The 23,921-nt window shown below is 60.0% G+C and carries 24 protein-coding genes; 13 read left to right on the forward strand and 11 right to left on the reverse strand.

Annotation, left to right across the window (positions count from 1 at the left end; all coding sequences use genetic code 11):
- Both mprF and ACCD00_RS20185 read left to right on the forward strand, forming a co-directional pair.
- The coding region (mprF, locus tag ACCD00_RS20180; RefSeq protein ID WP_413427207.1) for a bifunctional lysylphosphatidylglycerol flippase/synthetase MprF at positions 1-2,134 on the forward strand (2,134 nt) is incomplete at its 5' end.
- Positions 2,134-3,429, forward strand: coding sequence for an AcvB/VirJ family lysyl-phosphatidylglycerol hydrolase (locus ACCD00_RS20185; protein ID WP_413427209.1), 1,296 nt, complete (start codon positions 2,134-2,136; stop codon positions 3,427-3,429). The genes mprF and ACCD00_RS20185, both read left to right, overlap by 1 nt.
- A 254-nt stretch (positions 3,430-3,683) precedes the next feature.
- Here the strand turns inward: ACCD00_RS20185 and ACCD00_RS20190 are convergent, their stop codons facing one another.
- On the reverse strand, positions 3,684-5,585 hold the full coding sequence (locus ACCD00_RS20190; RefSeq protein WP_413427211.1) for a potassium transporter Kup: 1,902 nt from the start codon (positions 5,583-5,585) through the stop codon (positions 3,684-3,686).
- A gap of 292 nt (positions 5,586-5,877) precedes the next feature.
- Between ACCD00_RS20190 and rimO the strand changes: the two genes are divergently transcribed.
- From rimO to tsaA, 6 genes are all read left to right on the forward strand, one after another.
- Positions 5,878-7,215 (forward strand): 30S ribosomal protein S12 methylthiotransferase RimO, encoded by a 1,338-nt coding sequence (rimO, locus tag ACCD00_RS20195; RefSeq protein WP_007971167.1) that lies wholly within the window; start codon positions 5,878-5,880, stop codon positions 7,213-7,215.
- A gap of 113 nt (positions 7,216-7,328) precedes the next feature.
- Positions 7,329-7,802: a GNAT family N-acetyltransferase gene (locus tag ACCD00_RS20200; RefSeq protein ID WP_413427214.1), complete on the forward strand. Its 474-nt coding sequence runs from the start codon at positions 7,329-7,331 to the stop codon at positions 7,800-7,802.
- 197 nt (positions 7,803-7,999) lie between these two features.
- Positions 8,000-8,710, forward strand: coding sequence for an rRNA pseudouridine synthase (locus ACCD00_RS20205; protein ID WP_413427216.1), 711 nt, complete (start codon positions 8,000-8,002; stop codon positions 8,708-8,710).
- A gap of 76 nt (positions 8,711-8,786) precedes the next feature.
- Positions 8,787-9,257: a DUF1456 family protein gene (locus ACCD00_RS20210; protein ID WP_111281414.1), complete on the forward strand. Its 471-nt coding sequence runs from the start codon at positions 8,787-8,789 to the stop codon at positions 9,255-9,257.
- Positions 9,258-9,472: 215 nt separating this feature from the next.
- Positions 9,473-10,243 (forward strand): SDR family oxidoreductase, encoded by a 771-nt coding sequence (locus ACCD00_RS20215; protein ID WP_413427218.1) that lies wholly within the window; start codon positions 9,473-9,475, stop codon positions 10,241-10,243.
- 164 nt (positions 10,244-10,407) lie between these two features.
- Positions 10,408-11,103 (forward strand): tRNA (N6-threonylcarbamoyladenosine(37)-N6)-methyltransferase TrmO, encoded by a 696-nt coding sequence (gene tsaA / locus ACCD00_RS20220; RefSeq protein WP_413427220.1) that lies wholly within the window; start codon positions 10,408-10,410, stop codon positions 11,101-11,103.
- Positions 11,104-11,285: 182 nt separating this feature from the next.
- On the opposite strand, the gene fpr is transcribed toward tsaA, so the two are convergent.
- On the reverse strand, positions 11,286-12,065 hold the full coding sequence (fpr, locus tag ACCD00_RS20225) for a ferredoxin-NADP reductase (protein WP_003443014.1): 780 nt from the start codon (positions 12,063-12,065) through the stop codon (positions 11,286-11,288).
- A gap of 133 nt (positions 12,066-12,198) precedes the next feature.
- Here fpr and ACCD00_RS20230 point away from each other — a divergent pair, with 133 nt between their 5' ends.
- A complete protein-coding gene (locus ACCD00_RS20230; protein WP_413427222.1) occupies positions 12,199-13,125 on the forward strand; it encodes a LysR family transcriptional regulator in 927 nt (308 codons plus the stop codon).
- Here the strand turns inward: ACCD00_RS20230 and ACCD00_RS20235 are convergent.
- Together ACCD00_RS20235 and erdR are read right to left on the reverse strand one after the other, a co-directional pair.
- Positions 13,122-13,484, reverse strand: coding sequence for a diacylglycerol kinase (locus ACCD00_RS20235; RefSeq protein ID WP_007996906.1), 363 nt, complete (start codon positions 13,482-13,484; stop codon positions 13,122-13,124). The genes ACCD00_RS20230 and ACCD00_RS20235 overlap by 4 nt on opposite strands.
- Positions 13,485-13,559: 75 nt before the next feature.
- Entirely contained in the window at positions 13,560-14,210 is a 651-nt protein-coding gene (gene erdR, locus ACCD00_RS20240) for a response regulator transcription factor ErdR (protein WP_108216688.1), read from the reverse strand.
- On the opposite strand from erdR, the gene ACCD00_RS20245 reads away from it, so the two are divergent.
- Positions 14,203-14,448: a hypothetical protein gene (locus ACCD00_RS20245; RefSeq protein ID WP_413427225.1), complete on the forward strand. Its 246-nt coding sequence runs from the start codon at positions 14,203-14,205 to the stop codon at positions 14,446-14,448. The genes erdR and ACCD00_RS20245 overlap by 8 nt on opposite strands.
- Here the strand turns inward: ACCD00_RS20245 and ACCD00_RS20250 are convergent.
- Entirely contained in the window at positions 14,429-15,187 is a 759-nt protein-coding gene (locus ACCD00_RS20250) for a tRNA-uridine aminocarboxypropyltransferase (RefSeq protein WP_413427227.1), read from the reverse strand. The genes ACCD00_RS20245 and ACCD00_RS20250 overlap by 20 nt on opposite strands.
- Before the next feature lie 188 nt (positions 15,188-15,375).
- Between ACCD00_RS20250 and ACCD00_RS20255 the strand changes: the two genes are divergently transcribed.
- Positions 15,376-15,798 (forward strand): quorum-sensing-regulated virulence factor family protein, encoded by a 423-nt coding sequence (locus tag ACCD00_RS20255; protein ID WP_007990204.1) that lies wholly within the window; start codon positions 15,376-15,378, stop codon positions 15,796-15,798.
- Here the strand turns inward: ACCD00_RS20255 and ACCD00_RS20260 are convergent, their stop codons facing one another.
- Positions 15,799-15,993 (reverse strand): hypothetical protein, encoded by a 195-nt coding sequence (locus ACCD00_RS20260; protein WP_413427229.1) that lies wholly within the window; start codon positions 15,991-15,993, stop codon positions 15,799-15,801.
- Between the two features lie 481 nt (positions 15,994-16,474).
- Here ACCD00_RS20260 and ACCD00_RS20265 point away from each other — a divergent pair, with 481 nt between their 5' ends.
- Positions 16,475-17,593, forward strand: coding sequence for a TIGR00730 family Rossman fold protein (locus ACCD00_RS20265; protein WP_413427231.1), 1,119 nt, complete (start codon positions 16,475-16,477; stop codon positions 17,591-17,593).
- A 44-nt stretch (positions 17,594-17,637) separates the two neighbouring features.
- On the opposite strand, the gene recX is transcribed toward ACCD00_RS20265, so the two are convergent.
- The 5 genes from recX to ACCD00_RS20290 all read right to left on the reverse strand — a co-directional run bounded on the left by recX (position 17,638) and on the right by ACCD00_RS20290 (position 21,121).
- Entirely contained in the window at positions 17,638-18,105 is a 468-nt protein-coding gene (gene recX / locus ACCD00_RS20270; RefSeq protein WP_413427233.1) for a recombination regulator RecX, read from the reverse strand.
- An 8-nt stretch (positions 18,106-18,113) separates the two neighbouring features.
- Entirely contained in the window at positions 18,114-19,172 is a 1,059-nt protein-coding gene (gene recA / locus ACCD00_RS20275) for a recombinase RecA (protein ID WP_007996915.1), read from the reverse strand.
- An 83-nt stretch (positions 19,173-19,255) separates the two neighbouring features.
- Positions 19,256-19,756, reverse strand: coding sequence for a CinA family protein (locus ACCD00_RS20280; protein ID WP_413427235.1), 501 nt, complete (start codon positions 19,754-19,756; stop codon positions 19,256-19,258).
- 118 nt (positions 19,757-19,874) lie between these two features.
- Positions 19,875-20,216: a phage holin family protein gene (locus tag ACCD00_RS20285; RefSeq protein ID WP_413427237.1), complete on the reverse strand. Its 342-nt coding sequence runs from the start codon at positions 20,214-20,216 to the stop codon at positions 19,875-19,877.
- A gap of 170 nt (positions 20,217-20,386) precedes the next feature.
- Positions 20,387-21,121 carry an XRE family transcriptional regulator gene (locus tag ACCD00_RS20290; protein ID WP_413427254.1) on the reverse strand — a complete coding sequence of 245 codons (735 nt, stop codon included), beginning with the start codon at positions 21,119-21,121 and terminating at the stop codon, positions 20,387-20,389.
- Positions 21,122-21,332: 211 nt separating this feature from the next.
- Between ACCD00_RS20290 and mutS the strand changes: the two genes are divergently transcribed.
- A complete protein-coding gene (gene mutS / locus ACCD00_RS20295; protein WP_413427239.1) occupies positions 21,333-23,912 on the forward strand; it encodes a DNA mismatch repair protein MutS in 2,580 nt (859 codons plus the stop codon).
- Positions 23,913-23,921: the final 9 nt, after the last annotated feature.

Genomic DNA, 23,921 nt, shown 5'->3' on the forward strand with positions numbered 1-23,921 from the left:
GGCGACGCTCAGCGACCTGCCGGCCGCGTCCACCGCCCTGGGGCTCTCCGAGACGCTGCTGGGCGTGATAGCAACCGCCGTGCTTGTGCTGTTTTCGGTGCTGGCTATCGGCATCTACCGTCGGCGGCTGCCGGAACAGCCTTACCCGGACAACCTGCTGGTCATGATCGGGCGCCGCACCTTGCGCTTGCCCGGGAGCCGCCTGACGCTCCTGCAATTGGTCATCACCGCCCTGGACGTAGCCGCCGCCGCGACCGTGCTCTATCTGTTGCTGCCGGAAACGCCGCCCTTCGGTGCGTTCCTTCTGGTTTACCTGCTGGCCCTGGCCGCCGGCGTGCTCAGCCATGTGCCGGGCGGCGTCGGGGTGTTCGAGGCGATTTTGCTGGCGGCGTTTTCCGACACACTTGGTGCTGCGCCCCTGGCGGCCGCCCTGCTGCTTTATCGCTTGATCTACGTGGTCCTGCCATTGCTGGTGGCCTGCGTGCTGTTACTGATCAACGAAGGTCAGCGCCTGTTCCAGACACGCCAGACATTGCGCGCGGCCTCAGGCCTGGCGGCTCCGATCCTGGCGGTGCTGGTATTTCTGTCCGGTGTTGTCCTGCTGTTCTCCGGGGCCACCCCGGAAATCGATACCCGCCTGGAACATATCGGTTTTCTGATCCCCCATCGGCTGGTCGACGCTTCGCACTTTGGCGCCAGCCTGGTCGGCGTTCTTTGTCTGTTGCTGGCCCAGGGGCTGCGCCGCCGGCTGTCGGCGGCGTGGATGCTGACCACCATTCTGTTGCTGGTCGGCGCCCTGCTCTCACTGCTCAAAGGCTTCGACTGGGAAGAAGCCAGCCTGATGGTGCTGACGGCAAGCCTGCTCGGGGTATTCCGCCGCTCGTTCTATCGCCCCAGCCGCCTGACCGAAGTTCCGTTCTCGCCGCTGTACCTGGTGGCCAGCCTGTGCGTGCTCGGTGCGTCGATCTGGTTGCTGCTGTTCGCCTACCAGGACGTTCCGTACAGCCACCAGCTCTGGTGGCAGTTCACTCTGGACGCCGATGCCCCTCGCGGCCTGCGTTCGCTGCTCGGGGCTGCCGTACTGCTGGTGGTGGTGTCGCTGACCTGGCTGCTGCGCACCGCGCGTCCGGTCATTCACCTGCCGACGTCCGACGAACTGGAGCGCGCCAGCAAGATCCTCATGGCATCGGCCCAACCGGATGGCGGTCTGGCCCTGACCGGTGACAAGGCGCTGCTGTTTCACCCCAATGACGAAGCGTTCCTGATGTACGCCCGCCGTGGCCGCAGCCTGGTGGCGTTATATGACCCGATCGGCCCGGGCCAGCAACGGGCGGAAATGATCTGGCAGTTCCGCGACCTGTGCGACATCCACCACGCCCGCCCCGTGTTCTACCAAGTGCGCGCGGAGAACCTGCCCTACTACATGGACATCGGCCTGACCGCGATCAAGCTCGGCGAAGAAGCCCGGGTCGATCTCAAGCGGTTTGATCTCGAGGCCAAGGGCAAGGAGATGAAGGACCTGCGCTACACCTGGAACCGAGGCACCCGTGACGGCCTGTCGCTGGAAATCTTTGAGCCGGGCCACGCGCCGATGGAGGAGCTCAAGGTGATTTCCGATGCCTGGCTGACCGGCAAGAACGTCCGCGAGAAAGGTTTTTCGCTGGGTCGCTTCAGCGATGACTACCTCAAGTATTTCCGCATCGCGGTGATTCGTTTCGAAGGACGCCCGGTCGCGTTCGCCAACTTGCTCGAGACCTACGGCCACGACCTGGCCAGCCTCGACCTGATGCGCGCCCATCCGGACGCCCCGAAGCTGACCATGGAGTTCATGATGGTCGGCCTGATCCAGCATTATAAAAATCATGGATACGCGCGTTTCAGCCTGGGCATGGTGCCGTTGTCGGGGTTGCAACCCCGTCGCGGCGCACCATTGACCCAGCGCCTGGGCTCGATGGTATTCCGCCGTGGTGAGCAGCTGTACAACTTCCAAGGCTTGCGCCGCTTCAAAGACAAGTTCCAGCCTGATTGGGAACCCCGTTATATGGCCGTGCCCGCCGGACTCGATCCGCTGGTTGCGCTGGCCGACACTGCTGCCCTGATCGCGGGCGGCTTGACCGGATTGGTGAAACGCTGATGATTCAACGCTCCTTGCGGTATGTATTGGGCACGCTGGTGATAGTGGCCCTGATTCTCGGTGGCGGTTACTGGTACCTGAAACGCCCGGCACCGGAACCGACCCTCGAATTGCTGAACCCGGCCGATGGTGCGGCGATGACCCGTGTCATCCCCGGCACTACGCCTCGCGCCCAGGTGCTGGTGGCGGTCAACGAAGACCAGAAACTCAGCGACAAGCAGTTGCTGACCCTGAGCCGCAGTGGCTCGGCGCAAATCGTCCAGGTGATCCTGCCCAAGGACTGCCTGTTGCAAAGCCGCGCCCTGCAATCGGGCCTGAGAGAACTCAAAGGCCCGGCGACCCTGGTCAGCGGTATCGGCCCGGGTGCCGTGCTGGCCTGGCGCTGGCTGTCCGAGCAGAAGAATGACAAGGCCCAGGCGGTCTCGGTCGACCTGGCCCTGGAAAAGGGCGGCTGCACTCACCTGCTGCCAAAAAGCGCCGCCCACGGTCACTGGCTGGTCGCGTGGAACGACAACCCGGACGACACCAGTGCCGGCTTCGTGCGTGATCAACCGAACGCTGAAACCAGCATCAGCGACTACGACATCAACCTGCCGCAAGTGCTGAACAACGAACTGCGCAAGATCCTCGTCGGTGGCGACAAAGCTGCTGGCGGCCTGCAGATCCCGGTGGTCGAAGTGCCAGCCGGTCAGGCCAGGGACACCGTGACCCTGTTCCTGTCCGGTGACGGCGGCTGGCGCGACCTCGACCGCGATGTAGCGGGCGAAATGGCCAAGATCGGCTACCCGGTGGTCGGCATCGACACCCTGCGCTACTACTGGCAGCACAAGAGCCCGGAGCAAAGCGCGCTGGACCTGGCTGAACTGATGCAACACTACCGGCAAAAATGGGGCACCAAGCGCTTCATCCTGACCGGTTACTCGTTCGGCGCCGATGTCCTGCCGGCGATCTACAACCGCCTGGCCGAGTCCGAGCAGCAACGCGTCGACGCGATCATCCTGCTGGCCTTCGCCCGTACCGGCAGCTTCGAGATCGAAGTCGAAGGCTGGCTCGGCAACGCTGGCAAGGAAGCCGCCACCGGACCGGAAATGGCCAAGCTGCCAGCCGCCAAAGTGGTGTGCATCTACGGTGAAGAAGAAACCGACGAGAGCGGCTGCACCGACAAGACTGCGGTGGGCGAAGCCATCAAGCTGCCAGGCGGCCACCACTTCGACGAGAACTACCCGGCGCTGGCCAAGCGTTTGGTGGATGTGATCGAGAAGCGTCAGCCTAAGGAAACGGCTGCTACAGAGTGATCTGAGCCAGCCGAAAAAAGCCCTCGTTACCTCACGGTAGCGGGGGCTTTTACATTCCGACAGACACCACACATCCCCTGTGGGAGCGGGCTTGCTCGCGAAGGCGGTGTATCAAATTGCATTTATGTCGACTGACACGCCCCTTTCGCGAGCAAGCCCGCTCCCACACTGGATCTTCGTAGTCTTCCAGTTTATTGCTCAGGCACAAAAAAGCCCCCAATGCCGCAAGGCAACGGGGGCTTTTTGTGGGTCGCTTACATCTCCACCTGCGTCCCCAGCTCAATCACCCGGTTCAGCGGCAGATTGAAGAAGCGCAGGTTGCCGTTGGCGTTCTGCAACATGAACGCAAACAGCGCCTCGCGCCAGCGCGACATGCCTTCGAGCTTGGAGGCGATGACCGTTTCGCGGCTGAGGAAGTACGTGGTGCGCATCGGGCTGAAGCTCAGTTCATCGAGATGACACAGCTTCAATGCCTGGGGCACGTCCGGCTCATCGATAAAGCCGAAATGCAGGATCACCCGGAAGAACCCCTCGCCGTAGGCATCGACCTCGAACCGTCGTGATGGCGGCACCCGCGGGATGTCTTCGTAGACCACCGTCAGCAGCACCACTTGCTCGTGCAACACCTGGTTATGCAGCAGGTTGTGCAACAGCGCGTGGGGCACAGCGTCCGGTCGCGCGGTCAGGAACACCGCCGTGCCCTGCACACGATGCGGCGGTTGCACGGCAATGCTGCTGATAAAGATCGGCAGCGGCAGCCCACCTTCATCGATACGCTCCACTAGCAGTTGCTTGCCGCGCTTCCAAGTGGTCATCAGCACAAACAAGGCGAAACCGGCGATCACCGGGAATGCACCGCCCTGAATGATTTTCGGCACGTTGGCGGCGAAGTACACACCATCTACCAACAGGAAACCCAACAGCATCGGGACCACAAGCACCGGTGGCCATTTCCACAGCAGCAGGATCACCGCGGACACCAGAATGCTGGTCATCAGCATGGTCCCGGTCACCGCCACACCATAGGCCGAGGCCAGGGCTCCGGAGGATTCGAAACCCAACACCAACAGCACCACACCGACCATCAGCGCCCAGTTCACCGCGGCGATGTAGATCTGGCCCTGTTCAGCGCTGGAGGTGTGCCGGATGTGCATGCGCGGAATGTAACCGAGCTGGATCGCCTGACGGGTCAGGGAGAACGCACCGGAAATCACCGCTTGCGAGGCAATCACCGTGGCCAGGGTCGACAGGCCGACCAGCGGGATCAATGCCCAGCTCGGTGCCAGCAGGTAGAACGGGTTACGGGCAGCTTCCGGGTCGCCCAGCAGCAAGGCGCCCTGGCCAAAATAATTGAGCACCAGCGCCGGCAGTACAAGGATGAACCAGGCACGTGCAATCGGCTTGCGACCGAAGTGGCCCATGTCCGCGTACAGCGCTTCGGCACCGGTCAATGCCAGCACCACGGCGCCGAGAATCGTCACGCCCATGCCCGGATGGACCATGAAGAAACGTACGCCCCACACCGGGTTCATCGCTTCGAGGACTTCCGGATGCTGGCTGATGCCATAGACGCCCAGTGCGCCCAGCACGAGGAACCAGGTGACCATGATCGGCCCGAACAGAATGCCGATCCGCGCGGTACCGTGACTCTGAATCAGAAACAGCGCGACCAGCACCACCAGCGACAGAGGCACGACCCAATGATCGATGCCCTCGAATGCCAGGCCCAGGCCTTCAATCGCCGACAGCACGGAGATCGCCGGGGTGATCATGCTGTCGCCATAGAACAGCGCCGCACCAATCAGCCCGCAGACCACCAGCAACGTGCGCAATCTGGCATGCCCTGCCGCCGCCCGCCTGGCCAGCGCGGTCAAGGCCATGATCCCGCCTTCGCCCTGGTTGTCGGCGCGCAGTACAAACATCATGTACTTGATCGACACGACCCAGATCAGCGACCAGAAAATGAGTGCCAGAATCCCCAGCACCCCGTCATGGTTGACCGGCACGCCATAGCCTCCGGAAAACACTTCTTTAAGGGTGTACAACGGACTGGTGCCGATATCGCCATAAACCACCCCGACTGCCGCGACCAGCATACCGATCGGCTTCACCGCCGTATGCTCGGCGCCCGCAGCCTGACTACTTGCCTGACCCATCCACCACTCCTACTACCCAGACTCGGGCTTCTTTGAAAGAAGCACTATGCTTTGTCGTGCAGCATGCGCTGTTTTACTTCACGTTACAGACGTTTTGTTGACTGTAAAAAAACAGTAAAGCGTAACGGCGCGAAGCATAGCGCAGCACTCGTCGTATTTCCCTGCATAAAGCTGGTCAAGTGCGCTTACCATCGCTAGAATTGCGCACTTTTTGATCAGAGGCGCCAAATGAGCGCCCGTTCGTCGTCTTGCCGCACTCGGCACGAGGCGTCACAAAATACCGAGGTTAGACATGTCCACCACTCCTGCGTCGGCCAATCCAAAGGTTGGCTTCGTATCCCTGGGCTGCCCCAAAGCACTGGTCGACTCCGAGCGCATCCTTACCCAGCTGCGCATGGAAGGCTATGACGTCGTGTCCACCTACCAGGACGCCGACGTCGTGGTGGTCAACACCTGCGGCTTCATCGATTCGGCCAAGGCCGAGTCCCTGGAAGTGATCGGCGAAGCCATCAAGGAAAACGGCAAGGTCATCGTGACCGGCTGCATGGGCGTCGAAGAAGGCAACATCCGCGACGTGCACCCGAGCGTGCTGGCCGTGACCGGTCCGCAGCAGTACGAGCAAGTGGTCAATGCCGTGCACGAAGTCGTGCCACCCCGCCAGGACCACAACCCGCTGATCGACCTGGTGCCGCCACAAGGCATCAAGCTGACCCCGCGCCACTACGCCTACCTGAAAATTTCCGAAGGCTGCAACCACAGCTGCAGCTTCTGCATCATCCCGTCGATGCGCGGCAAACTGGTCAGCCGTCCGGTGGGCGACGTGCTCGACGAGGCCCAGCGCCTGGTCAAGTCCGGCGTCAAAGAGCTGTTGGTGATCTCCCAGGACACCAGCGCCTATGGCGTCGACGTGAAATACCGCACCGGTTTCTGGAACGGCGCGCCGGTGAAAACCCGCATGACCGAACTCTGCGAAGCCCTGAGCACCCTTGGCGTCTGGGTTCGCCTGCACTACGTTTACCCGTATCCGCACGTTGACGAGCTGATCCCGCTGATGGCTGCCGGCAAGATCCTGCCGTACCTGGACATCCCGTTCCAGCACGCCAGCCCGAAAGTGCTGAAGTCGATGAAACGCCCGGCCTTCGAAGACAAGACCCTGGCGCGGATCAAGAACTGGCGCGAAATCTGCCCGGACCTGATCATCCGTTCGACCTTCATCGTCGGCTTCCCTGGCGAAACCGAAGAAGACTTCCAGTACCTGCTGAACTGGCTGACCGAAGCACAACTCGACCGCGTCGGCTGCTTCCAGTACTCGCCGGTAGAAGGTGCACCGGCCAATGACCTGGACCTGGAAGTCGTCCCGGACGACGTCAAGCAGGATCGTTGGGAGCGCTTCATGGCGCACCAGCAGGCCATCAGTTCGGCGCGCCTGCAAATGCGCATCGGCCGCGAGATCGAAGTGCTGGTCGATGAAGTTGACGAGCAAGGCGCGGTAGGCCGCTGCTTCTTCGACGCCCCGGAAATCGACGGCAACGTATTCATCGACAACGGCAGCAACCTCAAGCCGGGCGACAAGGTCTGGTGCAAAGTGACCGACGCCGACGAATACGACCTGTGGGCTGAACAGATCTAAACGCAAAAAATACGCAAAGCCCCGCTCTCTTGACGAGATGCGGGGCTTTTTTACGGCTATCGTTTGAGATTGAACGGATTCACACCAATCACGCATCAGGGGGGCAGACAGGCATGCGTCAGCATTCGGTCATCCAAACGCCGAAGTTCAGCGACTACGAAGAATTGACCCGGGTCTGGGAGGCCTCGGTACGCGCCACTCACGACTTTCTGCCCGACAGTTACATCGAACTGCTGAAAAACCTGGTGTTGACTCGCTACCTCGACGCGGTGATGTTGATCTGCACCAAGGATTCGAGCCAACGTATCACCGGGTTTGCCGGCGTCGCGGCCGGCAAGATCGAAATGCTCTTCATCGACCCTGACCATCGCGGCCAGGGCCTGGGCAAAAAATTGTTGCGCTATGCCCTGGAACACCTGAACGCCGACGAACTGGACGTCAACGAACAGAACCCGCAAGCCCTCGGCTTCTACTTCAAGCAGGGTTTCGAGGTCATCGGCCGCTCTGAAGTCGATGGCATGGGGCAGCCGTATCCGTTGCTGCACATGCGTTTGCGCCAAAACCAAAAGCTTTCACAACAGGGCTGACACAACACGTACAACTGTAGGAGCTGGCTTGCCAGCGAAGGATGAGAGAGCGCCGCGTTCTTTCAGGATAAACACGGTGCTCTTGAATCCATCGCTGGCAAGCCAGCTCCTACAAAAAGCACTGCGCGTAAATGGAATCGGGATTAACCGGCACCAGGCAGGTACAATGCCCACCCCCTTTTTGTTACGGCCCTGACATGACTGACCCGATTCGTCTCTCCAAACGCCTCATCGAACTCGTCGGCTGTTCCCGTCGGGAGGCTGAGCTGTTCATCGAGGGCGGCTGGGTCACCGTCGACGGTGAGGTCATCGACGAGCCGCAATTCAAGGTCGGCACCCAGAAAGTCGAACTTGATCCTGAAGCCAAGGCCACTGCGCCGGAACCGGTGACCCTGCTGCTCAATGTGCCTGCCGGCATGGACGCAGACACCGCCATGGCCACCCTCGGCGCCGAGACCCTGAGCGAAGAACACCGCTACGGCAAGCGCCCGTTGCGCGGGCACTTCCTGCGACTGACCGCCAGCACCGACCTGCAGGCCAACGCCAGCGGTCTGCTGGTGTTCACCCAGGACTGGAAAATCCTGCGCAAACTCACCGCCGACTCCAGCAAGATCGAGCAAGAGTATGTGGTCGAGGTTGAAGGCGAAATGGTGGCTCACGGCCTCAACCGCCTGAATCACGGCCTGACCCACAAGGGCAAGGAGTTGCCGGCAGTCAAGGCCAGCTGGCAGAACGAAAACCGGCTGCGCTTCGCCATGAAGAACCCGCAACCGGGCATCATCGCCCAGCTGTGCCAGGCCGTCGGCCTGAAGGTCGTCGCCATCCGCCGCATCCGCATCGGCGGCGTGTCCATCGGCAAAGTGCCCGTGGGGCAATGGCGCTACTTGTCCGGCAAAGAGAAGTTCTAAGGCTTGCGCCGCCGCCACATCTTTCGGCGCTGCTGCTTTCGGCGGCGCCCATAGTTGAATTATCAGGACTGCACACATGATTCATAACGACGTACTGCGCAGCGTGCGCTACATGCTCGACATCAGCGACAAGAAAGTCATCGAGATCATCAAGCTCGGCGGCCTGGACGTGGCCCTGCCTGACCTGGTGACCTACCTCGACAAGAAAGAGGAAGACGAGGAAGGTTTCGTACGCTGCCCGGACGAAGTCATGGCACATTTCCTCGACGGCCTGGTGATCTTCAAGCGTGGCAAGGACGAAAGCCGTCCGCCGCAGCCGATCGAAGTGCCCGTGACCAACAACATCATCCTGAAAAAGCTGCGGGTGGCGTTCGAGCTCAAAGAAGACGACATGCACGCGATCCTCAAGGCCGCCGAGTTCCCGGTGTCCAAGCCTGAGCTGAGCGCGCTGTTCCGCAAGTTCGGCCACACCAACTATCGCCCGTGCGGCGACCAGTTGCTGCGTAACTTCCTCAAGGGCCTGACCCTGCGCGTTCGCCCGCAATAAGCTAAAGACACATCTGTTTTCTGTAGGAGCTGGCTTGCCAGCGATGGTCGCAAACGATAACGCGTGCTGACTGGATGAACGCGGCGCTCTCTCATCCTTCGCTGGCAAGCCAGCTCCTACAAGGCGGAATGCCACCCTATTCCGCGCAAAAATAGTGGCTCCGCTTCTGGCGGCTGACGACTAGGGTGTTAAGACCTCAGTTTTCAGGATTCGCCATGCACCCCTACTTTTCCCTGCAAGGCCGCACCGCCCTGGTGACCGGCGGCACCCGTGGTATCGGCAAGATGATCGCCAAGGCCTACGTCGAGGCGGGCGCCACCGTGTACGTCTGTGCCCGTGACGCCGAAGCCTGCCAGCAAACCGCCGACGAACTCGGTGCGCTTGGACGCTGCCATGCCATGGCTGCCAACCTCGCCACCGAAGAGGGCGTCCTGCAACTGGCCACACGCCTGGGCGAGCAGATCAGCCATCTGGACATTCTGGTGAACAATGCCGGCACCACCTGGGGCGCATCGCTGGAGAGCTACCCGATCAAGGGTTGGGAAAAAGTCATGCAACTCAACGTGACGTCGGTATTCAACTGCATCCAGCAATTCCTGCCCCTGTTGCGCAAGGCCGGCTCGGCGCAGAATCCCGCGCGGATCATCAACATTGGCTCAGTGGCTGGGATTTCATCCTTCGGCGAACAGGCGTATGCCTACGGGCCGAGCAAGGCGGCGTTGCATCAACTGTCGAGGATTCTGGCGCGCGAACTGGTGGGCCAGCACATCAACGTCAATGTGATCGCCCCGGGGCGCTTTCCGAGCAAGATGACCCAGCACATCGGCAATGATGAACAGGCGCTGGCGCAGGATACTGCACTGATCCCGATGAAGCGGTGGGGCCGCGAGGAAGAGATGGCGGCGCTGGCGATCAGCCTGGCGAGCACTGCCGGGGCTTATATGACCGGGAATATCATTCCGCTGGACGGAGGGTTCAGCCTGTAGATCGGCGGTGCGGCTTTCGCGAGCAAGCCCGCTCCCACATTGGTCCTGAGTTGTTCACAAAAATGTGGGAGCGGGCTTGCTCGCGAAAGGGCCGGCACAGCCACCACTGAACACAGGTCGATCGGGTTATCATGCCCACCCTCTTCCCGTCTCGACCTCAAACCATGACCTACAGCGTTTCCCCCATCGGCTTCGTGCGCTCCTGCTTCAAGGAGAAGTTCGCCATTCCGCGCCAGCCGCAACTGGCCCCGGCCGCCCGTGGGGTGCTGGAACTGGTGGCACCGTTCGATCAAGGGGACGCGGTACAGGGCCTGGAGCAGGTCAGCCATGTGTGGCTGCTGTTCCTGTTCCACCAGGCCCTGGAGGAAAAGCCTCGCTTGAAGGTCCGCCCTCCTCGCCTCGGCGGCAACAAATCCATGGGCGTGTTTGCCACCCGCGCCACCCATCGCCCCAATGGCATCGGACAGTCAGTGGTGAAACTGCACAAGGTCGAAGCCAACCGTTTGTGGATATCGGGCATCGATCTGCTGGATGGCACGCCGATTCTCGATATCAAACCCTACGTGCCCTACGCCGACATCATCGCTACAGCCACCAACAGCATCGCCAGCGCCGCGCCGCAGCTGATTCCCGTGCAGTGGACGGACAGCGCCCTGGAACAGGCTCACGGGCACGCTCAGCGCCTTGAAGAACCCTTGGTGGAATTGATCGAGCAATGTTTGGCGCAGGATCCACGCCCGGCTTATCAAACACCTGCACCCGAGCGGGAATACGGTGCGCAGTTCTGGGATCTGGATGTGCGTTGGCACTACCCGGAAACAAACGTGATCCGGGTCCTGGAAGTTATCCCGGTTAAATAAACCCGGAAACGAAAAAGCCCGCATGACCTTCTCAGGCCATGCGGGCTTTTCTTTGCAATACACATCTACTGTAGGAGCTGGCTTGCCAGCGATGGACTCGAACTCACCGCGTTACACCAGGAAACACGCGTTATCGTTAACGACCATCGCTAGCAAGCTAGCTCCTACAAGGTGACCTGCGGTCACTTCTCGACGAAGGCACGCTCGATCAGGTAATCACCCGGCTCGCGCATCCGCGGCGAAACCTTCAGGCCGAAGCTGTTCAGCACTTCGCTGGTCTCGTCGAGCATGCTCGGGCTGCCGCACAACATGGCGCGGTCGTCCTGCGGGTTGATCGGTGGCAGACCGATGTCGCTGAACAGCTTGCCGCTGCGCATCAGGTCGGTCAGGCGACCTTCGTTCTCGAACGGCTCGCGGGTCACGGTCGGGTAGTAGATCAACTTGTCACGCAGCGCTTCGCCGAAGAATTCGTTCTGCGGCAGGTGCTCGGTAATGAATTCGCGGTAAGCGACTTCGTTGACGTAACGCACGCCGTGGCACAGGATCACTTTTTCGAAACGCTCGTAGGTTTCCGGATCCTGGATGACGCTCATGAACGGCGCCAGACCGGTACCGGTGCTGAGCAGGTACAAATGTTTGCCAGGCTTCAAGTCATCCAGCACCAGCGTGCCGGTAGGCTTCTTGCTGATGATGATCTCGTCGCCTTCCTTCAGATGCTGCAACTGCGAAGTCAGCGGACCATCAGGCACCTTGATGCTGAAGAACTCGAGATGCTCTTCCCAGTTCGGGCTGGCAATCGAGTAAGCGCGCATAAGCGGGCGGCCGTTGGGCTGTTGCAGGCCGATCATCACGAACTGACCGTTCTCGAAGCGCAGACCCGGATCACGGGTGCACTTGAAGCTGAACAGAGTGTCGTTCCAGTGGTGAACACTGAGGACACGCTCGTGGTTCATGTTGCTCATGTACGTGGGACTCCTGGAGATTGGTCTGCGCATGCGCTGCTAAAGATGCGGTGCGCAATTGCATCGCATTCTAATAGCAGTAACAATATCTGTTAAATGGATTATTAAGATAAGGGTTATCGGTTATATCGATATGCGATTTACTCTCCGTCAACTTCAAGTATTCGTCGCCGTCGCCCAGCAGGAAAGCGTATCCCGTGCTGCGGGCCTGCTCAACCTCTCGCAATCGGCGGCGAGCACCTCGATCACCGAACTGGAGCGCCAGTGCAGCTGCCAGCTGTTCGACCGCGCCGGCAAGCGCCTGAGCCTCAATGCGCTCGGCAAACAGCTGCTGCCCCAGGCGGTGGCCTTGCTGGACCAGGCCAAGGAAATCGAAGACCTGCTCAACGGCAAGTCCGGCTTCGGCTCGCTGGCCGTGGGCGCGACCCTGACCATCGGCAATTACCTGGCCACCCTGCTGATCGGCGGCTTCATGCAGCGCCATCCGGAAAGCCAGGTGAAGCTGCACGTGCAGAACACTGCCAATATTGTGCAACAAGTAGCCCACTACGAAATTGATCTGGGTCTGATCGAAGGTGACTGCAGTCACCCGGACATCGAAGTACAAAGCTGGGTCGAGGACGAACTGGTGGTGTTTTGCGCCCCTCAGCATCCGCTGGCCAAACGCGGCACGGCGACCATGGAGGAGTTGAGTCACGAAGCGTGGATCTTGCGCGAGCAAGGCTCCGGCACACGGTTGACCTTCGATCAAGCCATGCGCCATCACCGCACTTCTTTGAATATCCGCCTGGAGCTTGAGCACACCGAAGCGATCAAACGCGCGGTGGAGTCAGGTTTGGGGATTGGTTGCATTTCCAGGCTGGCTTTGCGCGACGCATTCCGCCGCGGCAGCCTGGTGCCTGTCGAGACGCCGGATCTGGATCTGGCGCGACAGTTTTATTTCATCTGGCATAAACAGAAATATCAGACCTCGGCGATGCGCGAGTTCCTCGACCTGTGCCGCGCCTTCACCGCCGGGGTTCAGCGCAGCGACGAGATCGTGCTGCCAACGATCGCTTAGAGCAGAATCACCGCCCACACCAGGGCAATCATGCTCAATGCCACGAACTGGGCGGCACTGCCCATGTCCTTGGCATTCTTGGACAGCGGATGCCGTTCAAGGGAAATGCGGTCGATGGCCGCTTCCACTGCCGAGTTGAGTAACTCGACGATCAACGCCAACAGGCATACCGCGATTAACAACGCCCGTTCGACCCGGCTGACATTCAGGAAGAATGACAAGGGAATCAGGATGACGTTGAGCAATACCAGTTGCCGAAAGGCGGCTTCACCGGTGAAGGCGGCGCGCAGGCCGTCCAGCGAATAACCGGAGGCGTTGAGGATTCGTTTCAGGCCGGTCTGGCCTTTGAAAGGTGACATAGAGTGGGCAACTGACAAAAAAGAAGTGGGAAAGCTAGTTCAACCAAAGTCAAAAAAGCGTGAAGTCGCCAGCCATTAATGGCTGGAAATTGACTCAAGTTGTTGCAAGAGCAGCGCGGCCTGGGTCCGGGTCCGTACATTCAGTTTACGGAAAATCGCGGTTACGTGCGCCTTGATCGTCGCCTCGGAAACACTCAGCTCGTAGGCGATCTGCTTGTTCAGCAAGCCTTCGCAGACCATGGTCAGCACCCGGAATTGCTGCGGCGTCAGGCTGGCAAGACCTTCGCTGGCCGCTTTCGCCTCTTCCGAGACGCTGACCGCTTCGAACGCCTGCGGTGGCCAGAACACGTCGCCATCGAGGACCGCCCGCACGGCTTTCTGGATCACACTCAAGTCGCTGGATTTGGGAATGAAGCCACTGGCGCCGAACTCACGGGACTTGACCATGATGGTTGGCTCCTCCTGAGCCGAGACCATGACCACCGGAATCTGCGGGTACTGACCGCGCAGTAGGACCAGCCCGGAAAAACCGTAGGCTCCCGGCATGTTCAGGTCCAGCAGTACCAGATCCCAGTCGGACTTCTCTGTCAGGCGGACTTCCAGTTCGGCGATGCTCGCCACTTCCACCAGGCGGACATCCGGGCCAAGGCCAAGGGTCAGCGCCTGATGCAAGGCGCTACGAAAAAGTGGGTGGTCATCGGCAATCAGGATTTCGTATGTGGCCATTTTTCAAATGATCCTGTTTTTCGTGGGACGCCCGATGCATTCGGGCCTCGCCAAAGCAACTCAAGGCACAGCCACGGAGCTGCACTTACAAGGCACGCTCAACGCAAAAAACCGCGTTGCAAACTTTGGCCGCACCCCAATCGGCGCCAAGCATGCCCAGCGAAGCCGGGGTGGTCAAGCCGCATGGCCGGTACACTTTATTGCAATATCCGCGACAATCAGTCCAGCAATGGCGTGACCGGCTGGACATAGGGCATCAACTCGGCGTGCGCCGGGGTCGAAACGTTCATGTCCAACTGATGTTTGGCGTCGAGGTAGTGCTGGCTGAACACATCGAAGTAGGCATCCAGCACCGAGGCCGCGGCTACATCGCCTGCAAGGTCGAGGCACAGCGCCGCCACTTCCGCCGTGCACAGATGCTCGCTGCGGGTCGAGCGGCGCAACCGGTAGCGGGAGAGTTTTTCCGGCAGCAGGCTGAGGATCGGCAATCGATCGAAATAGGGGCTCTTGCGAAAGATCTTCCGCGCCTCGGTCCAGGTCGCATCCAGCAGAATGAACAACGGGCGCTTCGTGCCATCGACATCCACGCTGTTTGTCACACGCTCAGGCGCGACGTACTCCCCCGGAAACACCAGGTAAGGCTGCCATTGCGGGTCGGACAACAGCGCCAGCAACTTCGGATCGACCTCCGTACGGGACCAGATGAAGGCATGGTTGTCCGGGACCACGTCGGCGATCAGCCAACCCGTGTTGCTCGGCTTGAACACTTCCTTGTTGGTCATGATCAGGCACACGCCGGAGCGGGTAGCGACCTGCGGACGCCATGCGCACAGGCAGTGACTCTCGATCACCCGGCAATCACGGCAACGCGGTGCGCGCCAGCCGCGGGCCTGAATCGGCTTGATGCCCTCCTCCTCGCGCTGATCGCGCAGGCGGGCTACGGCATTCAAGGCAAAGCGCGCGCGGGTATGACTCATAGCGGGCAACGCCCGCAGAGAAGGGAAATCGACACGAAAAACACTCGACAGGGTAAAAAGTGCCAGCAGTTTACCAGACCGCCCGGTGCAAGCCTGTACCGTCCAGCCTGCCTCCCCTATAATTCGCCGCCACTGAACGCACAGTCACGTGACGGGTCCAACCCCCATCACTGAACCAGGAGAGTTTCATGCTGCGCCTTATCGTTCCTACCGCGGCCATTTTGCTGGCGTCGTCCTTCAACGCCCAGGCTGCGTCCCTGAAAGACACGGAACTGAACAAAATGCTGCAAAACGTCGCCACCCAGAGCAGCGTCGGCACTCCACGAGCGATCAACGAAGACATACTCGATCAAGGCTACACCGTTGAAGGCAAGCAGCTGATCAACCATCTGAGCGTGCAGAGCAGCCACGCCGACAAGATGCGTGCAGACCCCAAAGCGGTGTACTTCCAGTTGGGAGCTTCTGTCTGCAGAAATGAAGGGTTTCGCAAGCTGATGGCCAAGGGCGCGATCATGCGTTACGACTTCACCGAGGTGAAGACCAACCGTCCAGTCGGCTCTGCAAGCTTCCAGGAATCGGATTGCCTGCAACCAGCGAAGAAGAAAAAGTAATCACCGGGAATTGGCGCGCCGCTGTTCATCTTCGGCGCGCAATTCCGCCAGCAGCGCCTGCAAGTAATGCGAACGGCGTTCGCCGCCACGCAAACGCCGGCAGCACTCCTCTTCGAGACTCAAATGATTGGTCTCGGCTGATGACTTCAGCAATCGATACAGTTGCGTATCGATCTCCAGAACGACTCTGGTCATGGTTTCCCGCCTCCCTGCACTTCACTCTTGTTTGAGCGATAAATCCTTGAACCGCTTGTACCGTGCGCCATGCCATTGACGCAAAGCTGTCGTGTGACACCTGTAACTTAGTAAATCAGAGTGCGGCACAGGCGACGTACGTTCGGACGAGCGGTGAAACCACCTTGCATATCGTCAATAAGCGGTTGCCAGGAAAGACTTTGTGGCGCAATGATCAAGACAGCGCAAATCACTGTAAAGGTCTAGATTTCAGATTATCCACGTTCATTTTTCAGGGCTGGAAAGGGGCTGCCCATCGCTTGCCGTATTGTGCGAATGTTTCTTTCATCCAAGGGAAAAACAGAGCCTGTTTGGATGACCCGGTGTTTTTCGGGTCAAGTAGATCGCCCAGGCATGGGCCGGGGCAGACAGCGACACATGAAGTGTCGTGGCACCGACGCACGTTGTCGGGCCGAGGGTTCTGTGCAGAAGGAGAAGTTGAATGCCTTACCAACCGAATGACCTCCTGAGCCGTCATTTCGAAGAAAGCGGCCACGACCTCATCAGCAAGGTCGAAGAACAGCTCAAGCTGATTTCACCCAACAGCCCGAACACCCCGATCTACCGCGACATGATCCTGACCGTGCTACGCATGGCCCAGGAAGACCACAACCGCTGGAATGCCAAAATCACCCTGCAAGCCCTGCGCGAACTGGAACAGGCTTTCCGCGTGCTCGAACAATTCAAGGGGCGGCGCAAGGTAACTGTCTTCGGCTCGGCCCGTACCCCCATGGAACATCCGCTCTACAGCATGGCCCGGGAACTCGGTGCCGCGCTGGCGCGCTCGGAGATGATGGTGATCACTGGCGCCGGTGGCGGCATCATGGCCGCCGCCCATGAGGGCGCCGGACTGGCAAACAGCCTGGGGTTCAACATCACCCTGCCCTTCGAACAGCATGCCAACCCCACCGTCGACGGCACGACCAGCCTGCTGCCCTTCCACTTCTTCTTCACCCGCAAGCTGTTCTTCGTCAAGGAAGCCGATGCCCTGGTGCTGTGCCCGGGTGGCTTCGGTACCCTGGATGAAGCGCTGGAGGTGCTGACACTGATCCAGACCGGCAAAAGCCCATTGGTGCCAGTGGTGCTGCTCGACACGCCGGGCGGAAAATTCTGGCAAGGCGCACTGGACTTCATTCACCAGCAACTGGAGGAAAACCACTACATCCTGCCCACTGACATGAAGCTGGTGAAACTGGTCTACAACGTCGAAGAAGCGGTAGAGCACATCAATCAGTTCTACGGCAACTTCCACTCCAGTCGCTGGCTCAAGCACCAGTTCCTGATTCGCATGAATCACGCACTCAGCGACAGCGCACTCGAACACATACAGGTGGCTTTCGGCGACCTGTGTCTGAACGACCATTTCCATCAGCACGTTTACAGTAGTGAAGAACATGACGAAGCCGAATTCAGCCATCTGGCGCGGCTGGTCTTCAACTTCAACGCCCGCAATCATGGCCGCCTGCGCGAGCTTGTGGACTACATCAACCTGCCGGAAAACTGGACACAATCAAAAGCCCAGATACAGCAGCGCACACGGGAGCCGTCAAAAGTTACGTGAGGCATAAAAAACGGCCCGCTATCGAAATAGCGGGCCGTTTCAGTTCAATCATCCATCCCTCGACCGCTGAACAGGCGGTTGATCATTTCCATGGAGTATCCCCGATACGCCAGGAACCGGCCTTGCCTGGCCCGCTCCCGGACGTCTGCCGGCAATTGCCCGGAGAACTTGCGTCGCCAGGTATCGGCCAGTTGCTCCTGCCAATCGATACCGCTCTCACGCAGGGCGAGTTCAATATCGGTGCGCTGCAGGCCGCGCTGGCTCAATTCTTCGCGAATGCGTAAAGGGCCATAACCGGAACGGGCGCGGTAGGAAACGAAACTTTCGAGATAACGGGTTTCGGACAACAACCCCTCTTCCGTCAACCGGTCGAGTGCTGTTTCGATCATTTCAGGGAGGGCGCCGCGCTGACGCAGTTTACGCGTCAGCTCGACACGACCGTGCTCGCGTCGTGCGAGCAGGTCCATTGCGGTTCGCCGCACCGCGACGAGTGTATCGAGTACGGCGGTCATCGCTTCGATCAGATATCAGCGTCAGCCAGGTCGTCTTCGGTCTCTTTGACCGCAGAAGCTTTGGCGTCCGCAACCGATGCAGGCGACAGCAGCTTGTCACGCAATTGCTTCTCCAGCTTTGCCGCGACTTCCGGGTTATCCGCCAGGAACTTGGCCGAGTTGGCCTTGCCCTGACCGATCTTGGTGCCTTCATAGGCATACCAGGCACCGGACTTCTCGACGAAACCGTGCAGAACACCCAGGTCGATCATCTCACCGTTGAGGTAGATGCCCTTGCCGTAAAGAATCTGGAACTCGGCCTGACGGAACGGCGAAGCCACCTTGTTCTTCACAACCTTGACTCGGGTTTCGCTACCGACGACTTCATCACCCTCTTTCACCGCGCCAGTACGACGGATGTCCAGACGAACCGATGCGTAGAACTTCAGTGCGTTACCACCGGTGGTGGTTTCCGGGCTACCAAACATCACGCCGATTTTCATACGGATCTGGTTGATGAAGATCACCAGGCAGTTGGCGTTCTTGATGTTACCGGTGATTTTACGCAGAGCCTGGGACATGAGACGGGCTTGCAGGCCCACGTGCATGTCACCCATTTCGCCTTCGATTTCAGCCTTTGGCACCAGGGCGGCCACGGAGTCGACGATGATCACGTCAACTGCGTTGGAGCGCACCAGCATGTCGGTGATTTCCAGGGCCTGCTCGCCGGTGTCCGGCTGGGAAACCAGCAGGTCGTCGACGTTGACGCCCAGCTTGCCGGCGTACTCAGGGTCGAGGGCGTGTTCAGCGTCGACGAATGCGCAGGTCGCGCCGGCTTTTTGAGCCTGGGCGATCACGGACAGGGTCAACGTGGTTTTACCGGAAGATTCAGGACCGTAGATTTCAACAATACGGCCTTTTGGCAGGCCGCCGATGCCGAGAGCGATGTCCAGCCCCAGAGAGCCAGTGGAGATGGCCGGGATCGCCTGACGGTCCTGATCGCCCATACGCATTACGGCACCCTTGCCGAATTGACGTTCGATCTGACCCAGGGCCGCAGCCAAGGCTTTCTTCTTGTTGTCGTCCATTAAAGTCCTCACGTAATCAATAAGGCCTGACGGCCAACACCTGTATAAGTAGCCAGTATTATTCCACAGCGTTTGAGGATCGCCTACCCCTGATTTGAGATTTCTGCCGCGGCATACCGCAGCAGCCCCTCTAGCGCGGCCTTCACCGTTTGTCGGCGCACCTCGTCGCGGTCACCGGGGAAGTGTTGCCGCTCGCTGAACACTCGCTCGCCAACGCCCCAGGCCAGCCATACCGTGCCCACAGGCTTGCTCGGCGAACCACCGTCCGGCCCGGCCACGCCACTGACCGCCACGGAAAAAAATGCGCGACTTTTCTCCTGCGCGCCCCTGGCCATCGCTTCGACCACCTCGCGACTGACCGCCCCCACCGTGGTGAACAACTCCACCGGGACACCCAGTTGCAGGTTCTTCTGCAGATTGGAGTAAGTGACATAACCGGCCTCGAACCACGCCGAGCTACCCGGAATACGGGTGATCGCCTCGGCGATCCCGCCTCCGGTACAGGACTCGGCCGTGGAAACATGGGCATTGAGAATCTGCAATTGCCTGCCAAGGTCAGCGGCGAGCTGGGTGATTACTTTCACGGTCATCTCCTGATGGGGCGGGATGGGTTAACCGTACACGAGCAGACCGCACTTGCAAGCTACAGGACCGATCAAAATGTAAAGAAGCAGAGGCTCTGGAAAAGGCCTGTCGGGGGAATCAATCTTCCACGTCACCGGGCGCAACAGGAGCGATACCGATGCGCTTGGCTGCCCAACGCTCATATAGCCCTAAAACTACGTCTGTCCCGGCCATCGCCGTTAAGCAGCCCCCCGCACAAGCAGCCCAAATGGAAACATTGGCGGCGTGCAGCAGCATGATGACCGAGGCGCCGCAAATCATGCTGGAGCCAGACCGCAGGATCAGGCGCCACACAAGGGGCCAGCCACGAACGCCGTCTTTATCGGCACGCCACATTTCACCGGTAACGCCACCGAGTATTGGCAGGATGATGAGCAGCCACAGAGGCATGTCCAGCAACGCATATTGCTCAGCGGTCATTTCATGCCTCCTTGAGTGAATGGTCACTCCGTGTTTTTTATAGATAGGCAATCAGATTATGCATCAACGCATAGTCAGTCAATGCATTTACGCATTGAAAAACAATCCAATGATTTGAGCACGCAAAAAAAACCCGCTCGGGAAGCGGGTTTTATCTGAACGTACGGGCATTAACGGGCGTACATGCCCCACCAGAAGACATGTCCGAGGATAACAATCGGCTCCCCCTGAATTTCCTGAAAGGTGTAGTCTTCGTCCGGATGTTCATCGCGGTTGAAGCTGCGCAGGCGAATCCCGGTCGGCAGGCGATACAGCTGCTTCACCCGCAATTGGCCGTTGTGATTGATTGCATAAAGGTCGCCGTCAACGATATCGCCAATGCCGCACTTGCCGGCATTGACCCCGACCGTGGCACCGTCGCGCAGTACCGGCAACATGCTGTTGCCCCGCACCGTCACGCATTTGGCCTGGTCGAACTGCACGCCGTTATGACGCAGGCTTCGTTTGCCGAAGCGCAGGCTAGAGCGCTCGCTTTCCTCGATGACGAATCTTCCCGATCCTGCAGCCAATTCAACCTCGCGAAGAAAGGGGACCGACACCTCGTCGTCATCGACAGGGGTATCATCGTCCCACAGACTTATATCCTTGAGCTCCGAATGCACAGGAGAGCGCCCGGCATTAGCGGCAGGCACGACGTCCGCGCGGCCACGCAACTGGTCAGTGCTCACCGAGAAATACCCGGCGATCTTCGAAATATGCTTATCCGAAGGATCGACGATTTTCCCGCCGAGAATGCGCGAGAGTGTGGATTGAGGCACGCCGGTACGACGGTGAAGCTCCGTAGGGGAGATCCCGTGCTGATCGAGCAATGCTCTTAATACGGTAGATACGTTGCGTTTTTGCATAATGCGCATAGTGCTTGTTCTTTTCGAAGAAGACAAATGCCGATTTGCATAATCGATGCATAACATGTTTTTTTGCATCGTAAAAGATGTCACCGGGCCGTGGCGCCTGCGTCGGGTAGACCGCCCATGGTAACCTTGCGCCCATCGCGGAAAAGCCCGGCCTTTGCCCCGCTTTTGCCCCACCTCTTTCAACGAGCTTCCTGACAATCCGATGAATAAAGCCGTCTCCGACCTGTCCTCCCACACCCCGATGATGCAGCAGTACTGGCGCCTGAAAAACCAGCACCCGGACCAGCTGATGTTTTACCGCATGGGCGACTTCTACGAGATCTTCTATGAAGACGCGAAGAAGGCCGCCAAGTTGCTGGACATCACCCTGACCGCCCGCGGGCAGTCGGCCGGGCAGGCGATTCCGATGTGCGGGATTCCTTACCATGCCGCCGAAGGTTACCTGGCAAAACTGGTGAAACTCGGCGAATCGGTGGTGATCTGCGAGCAGGTCGGCGACCCGGCCACCAGCAAAGGGCCAGTGGAGCGCCAGGTCGTGCGCATCATCACGCCGGGGACGGTGAGTGACGAGGCGCTGCTCGACGAGCGTCGGGACAACCTGATCGCCGCCGTTCTGGGTGATGAGCGCCTGTTCGGCCTGGCGGTGCTGGACATCACCAGTGGCAACTTCAGCGTGCTGGAAATCAAGGGTTGGGAAAACCTGCTGGCAGAACTGGAGCGGGTCAACCCGGTGGAACTGCTGATCCCGGATGACTGGCCCAAGGACTTGCCGGCAGAAAAACGCCGCGGTGTGCGTCGCCGCGCGCCGTGGGATTTCGAGCGCGATTCGGCGCTGAAAAGCCTGTGCCAGCAATTCTCGACCCAGGATCTCAAGGGCTTTGGCTGCGAAAACCTGACCCTGGCGATCGGCGCCGCCGGCTGCCTGCTGGCCTACGCCAAGGAAACCCAGCGCACCGCCCTGCCCCATTTACGCAGCCTGCGCCATGAGCGCCTGGACGACACCGTGGTGCTCGATGGCGCCAGCCGTCGCAACCTGGAACTCGACACCAACCTGGCCGGGGGCCGCGACAATACTCTGCAATCGGTGGTGGACCGTTGCCAGACCGCCATGGGCAGCCGTCTGCTGACCCGCTGGCTGAATCGCCCGTTACGCGATTTGACAGTGCTGCTGGCGCGCCAGACCTCGATCACTTGCCTGCTCGACGGTTACCGCTTCGAAAGACTGCAACCGCAGCTCAAGGAAATCGGTGACATCGAGCGGATTCTTGCGCGGATCGGCCTGCGCAATGCCCGCCCGCGCGACCTCGCCCGCTTGCGTGACGCCCTCGGCGCACTGCCCGAACTGCAAGTGGCAATGACGGAGCTCGAAGCGCCGCACCTCCAGCAACTCGCCACCATCACCAGCATCTACCCGGAACTGGCGGCCCTGCTGGAAAAAGCCATCATCGACAACCCGCCTGCAGTCATTCGTGACGGCGGCGTGCTGAAAACCGGCTACGACAGCGAACTCGACGAATTGCAGTCGCTCAGCGAAAACGCCGGACAGTTCCTGATCGACCTCGAGGCCCGGGAAAAAGCCCGCACCGGCCTGTCGCACCTGAAGGTCGGTTACAACCGCATCCACGGCTACTTCATCGAACTGCCAAGCAAGCAGGCGGAATCGGCACCTGCCGACTATATCCGTCGCCAGACGCTCAAAGGCGCCGAGCGTTTCATTACCCCGGAACTCAAGGCGTTCGAAGACAAGGCATTGTCAGCCAAAAGCCGCGCCCTGGCCCGCGAGAAGATGCTTTACGAAGCGCTGCTCGAAGACCTGATCGCCCAGTTGCCACCGTTGCAGGACACCGCTGGCGCCCTGGCTGAACTGGACGTCTTGAGCAACCTGGCCGAGCGTGCACTGAACCTTGACCTGAACTGCCCGCGCTTCGTCAGCGAACCGTGCATGCGCATCAGCCAGGGTCGTCACCCGGTGGTCGAGCAAGTGCTGACCACGCCGTTCGTGGCCAACGACCTGAGCCTGGACGACAACACACGCATGCTGGTGATCACCGGCCCGAACATGGGCGGTAAATCCACCTACATGCGCCAGACCGCGTTGATTGTGCTCCTGGCGCACATCGGCAGCTTCGTGCCAGCGGCCAGTTGCGAATTGTCCCTGGTCGACCGCATCTTCACCCGGATCGGCTCCAGCGATGACCTGGCCGGCGGGCGTTCGACCTTCATGGTGGAGATGAGCGAAACCGCGAACATTCTGCACAACGCCACTGAACGCAGCCTGGTACTGATGGACGAAGTCGGGCGCGGCACCAGCACCTTCGACGGCCTGTCCCTGGCATGGGCGGCGGCCGAACGCCTGGCGCACCTGCGTGCCTACACGCTGTTCGCCACCCACTACTTTGAACTGACCGTCCTGCCGGAAGCCCAGCCGCTGGTGGCCAACGTGCATCTCAATGCCACCGAGCACAATGAACGCATCGTGTTCCTGCACCATGTGCTGCCCGGGCCGGCCAGTCAGAGTTATGGCCTGGCCGTTGCGCAACTGGCGGGTGTGCCAAGTGAGGTCATCACCCGTGCTCGCGAGCATTTGAGCCGCCTGGAAGACACCGCCCTGCCCCATGAAGTGCCTGCACCAACCAAAGGCAAACCGGCTGCGCCGCTGCAGAGCGATCTGTTTGCCAGCCTGCCGCACCCGGTGCTGGAAGAACTGGCCAAGCTCGATCTGGACGACATGACACCACGTCGTGCACTCGAAATGCTCTATACACTAAAGACACGGATCTAACGCAGCGGC

Origin of the sequence: Pseudomonas sp. Pseusp3, from assembly GCF_047304225.1 — a bacterium.
GTDB lineage: Bacteria > Pseudomonadota > Gammaproteobacteria > Pseudomonadales > Pseudomonadaceae > Aquipseudomonas > Aquipseudomonas fluorescens_CD.

Excerpts from the sequence above, each read along its gene's own strand:
- ACCD00_RS20185 (WP_413427209.1), top strand. The coding sequence starts at position 2,134 with ATGATTCAACGCTCCTTGCGGTATGTATTGGGCACGCTGGTGATAGTG.
- ACCD00_RS20190 (WP_413427211.1), bottom strand. The coding sequence starts at position 5,585 with ATGGGTCAGGCAAGTAGTCAGGCTGCGGGCGCCGAGCATACGGCGGTG.
- rimO (WP_007971167.1), top strand. The coding sequence starts at position 5,878 with ATGTCCACCACTCCTGCGTCGGCCAATCCAAAGGTTGGCTTCGTATCC.
- ACCD00_RS20200 (WP_413427214.1), top strand. The coding sequence starts at position 7,329 with ATGCGTCAGCATTCGGTCATCCAAACGCCGAAGTTCAGCGACTACGAA.
- ACCD00_RS20205 (WP_413427216.1), top strand. The coding sequence starts at position 8,000 with ATGACTGACCCGATTCGTCTCTCCAAACGCCTCATCGAACTCGTCGGC.
- ACCD00_RS20210 (WP_111281414.1), top strand. The coding sequence starts at position 8,787 with ATGATTCATAACGACGTACTGCGCAGCGTGCGCTACATGCTCGACATC.
- ACCD00_RS20215 (WP_413427218.1), top strand. The coding sequence starts at position 9,473 with ATGCACCCCTACTTTTCCCTGCAAGGCCGCACCGCCCTGGTGACCGGC.
- tsaA (WP_413427220.1), top strand. The coding sequence starts at position 10,408 with ATGACCTACAGCGTTTCCCCCATCGGCTTCGTGCGCTCCTGCTTCAAG.
- fpr (WP_003443014.1), bottom strand. The coding sequence starts at position 12,065 with ATGAGCAACATGAACCACGAGCGTGTCCTCAGTGTTCACCACTGGAAC.
- ACCD00_RS20230 (WP_413427222.1), top strand. The coding sequence starts at position 12,199 with ATGCGATTTACTCTCCGTCAACTTCAAGTATTCGTCGCCGTCGCCCAG.
- ACCD00_RS20235 (WP_007996906.1), bottom strand. The coding sequence starts at position 13,484 with ATGTCACCTTTCAAAGGCCAGACCGGCCTGAAACGAATCCTCAACGCC.
- erdR (WP_108216688.1), bottom strand. The coding sequence starts at position 14,210 with ATGGCCACATACGAAATCCTGATTGCCGATGACCACCCACTTTTTCGT.
- ACCD00_RS20250 (WP_413427227.1), bottom strand. The coding sequence starts at position 15,187 with ATGAGTCATACCCGCGCGCGCTTTGCCTTGAATGCCGTAGCCCGCCTG.
- ACCD00_RS20255 (WP_007990204.1), top strand. The coding sequence starts at position 15,376 with ATGCTGCGCCTTATCGTTCCTACCGCGGCCATTTTGCTGGCGTCGTCC.
- ACCD00_RS20260 (WP_413427229.1), bottom strand. The coding sequence starts at position 15,993 with ATGACCAGAGTCGTTCTGGAGATCGATACGCAACTGTATCGATTGCTG.
- ACCD00_RS20265 (WP_413427231.1), top strand. The coding sequence starts at position 16,475 with ATGCCTTACCAACCGAATGACCTCCTGAGCCGTCATTTCGAAGAAAGC.
- recX (WP_413427233.1), bottom strand. The coding sequence starts at position 18,105 with ATGACCGCCGTACTCGATACACTCGTCGCGGTGCGGCGAACCGCAATG.
- recA (WP_007996915.1), bottom strand. The coding sequence starts at position 19,172 with ATGGACGACAACAAGAAGAAAGCCTTGGCTGCGGCCCTGGGTCAGATC.
- ACCD00_RS20285 (WP_413427237.1), bottom strand. The coding sequence starts at position 20,216 with ATGACCGCTGAGCAATATGCGTTGCTGGACATGCCTCTGTGGCTGCTC.
- ACCD00_RS20290 (WP_413427254.1), bottom strand. The coding sequence starts at position 21,121 with ATGCAAAAACGCAACGTATCTACCGTATTAAGAGCATTGCTCGATCAG.
- mutS (WP_413427239.1), top strand. The coding sequence starts at position 21,333 with ATGAATAAAGCCGTCTCCGACCTGTCCTCCCACACCCCGATGATGCAG.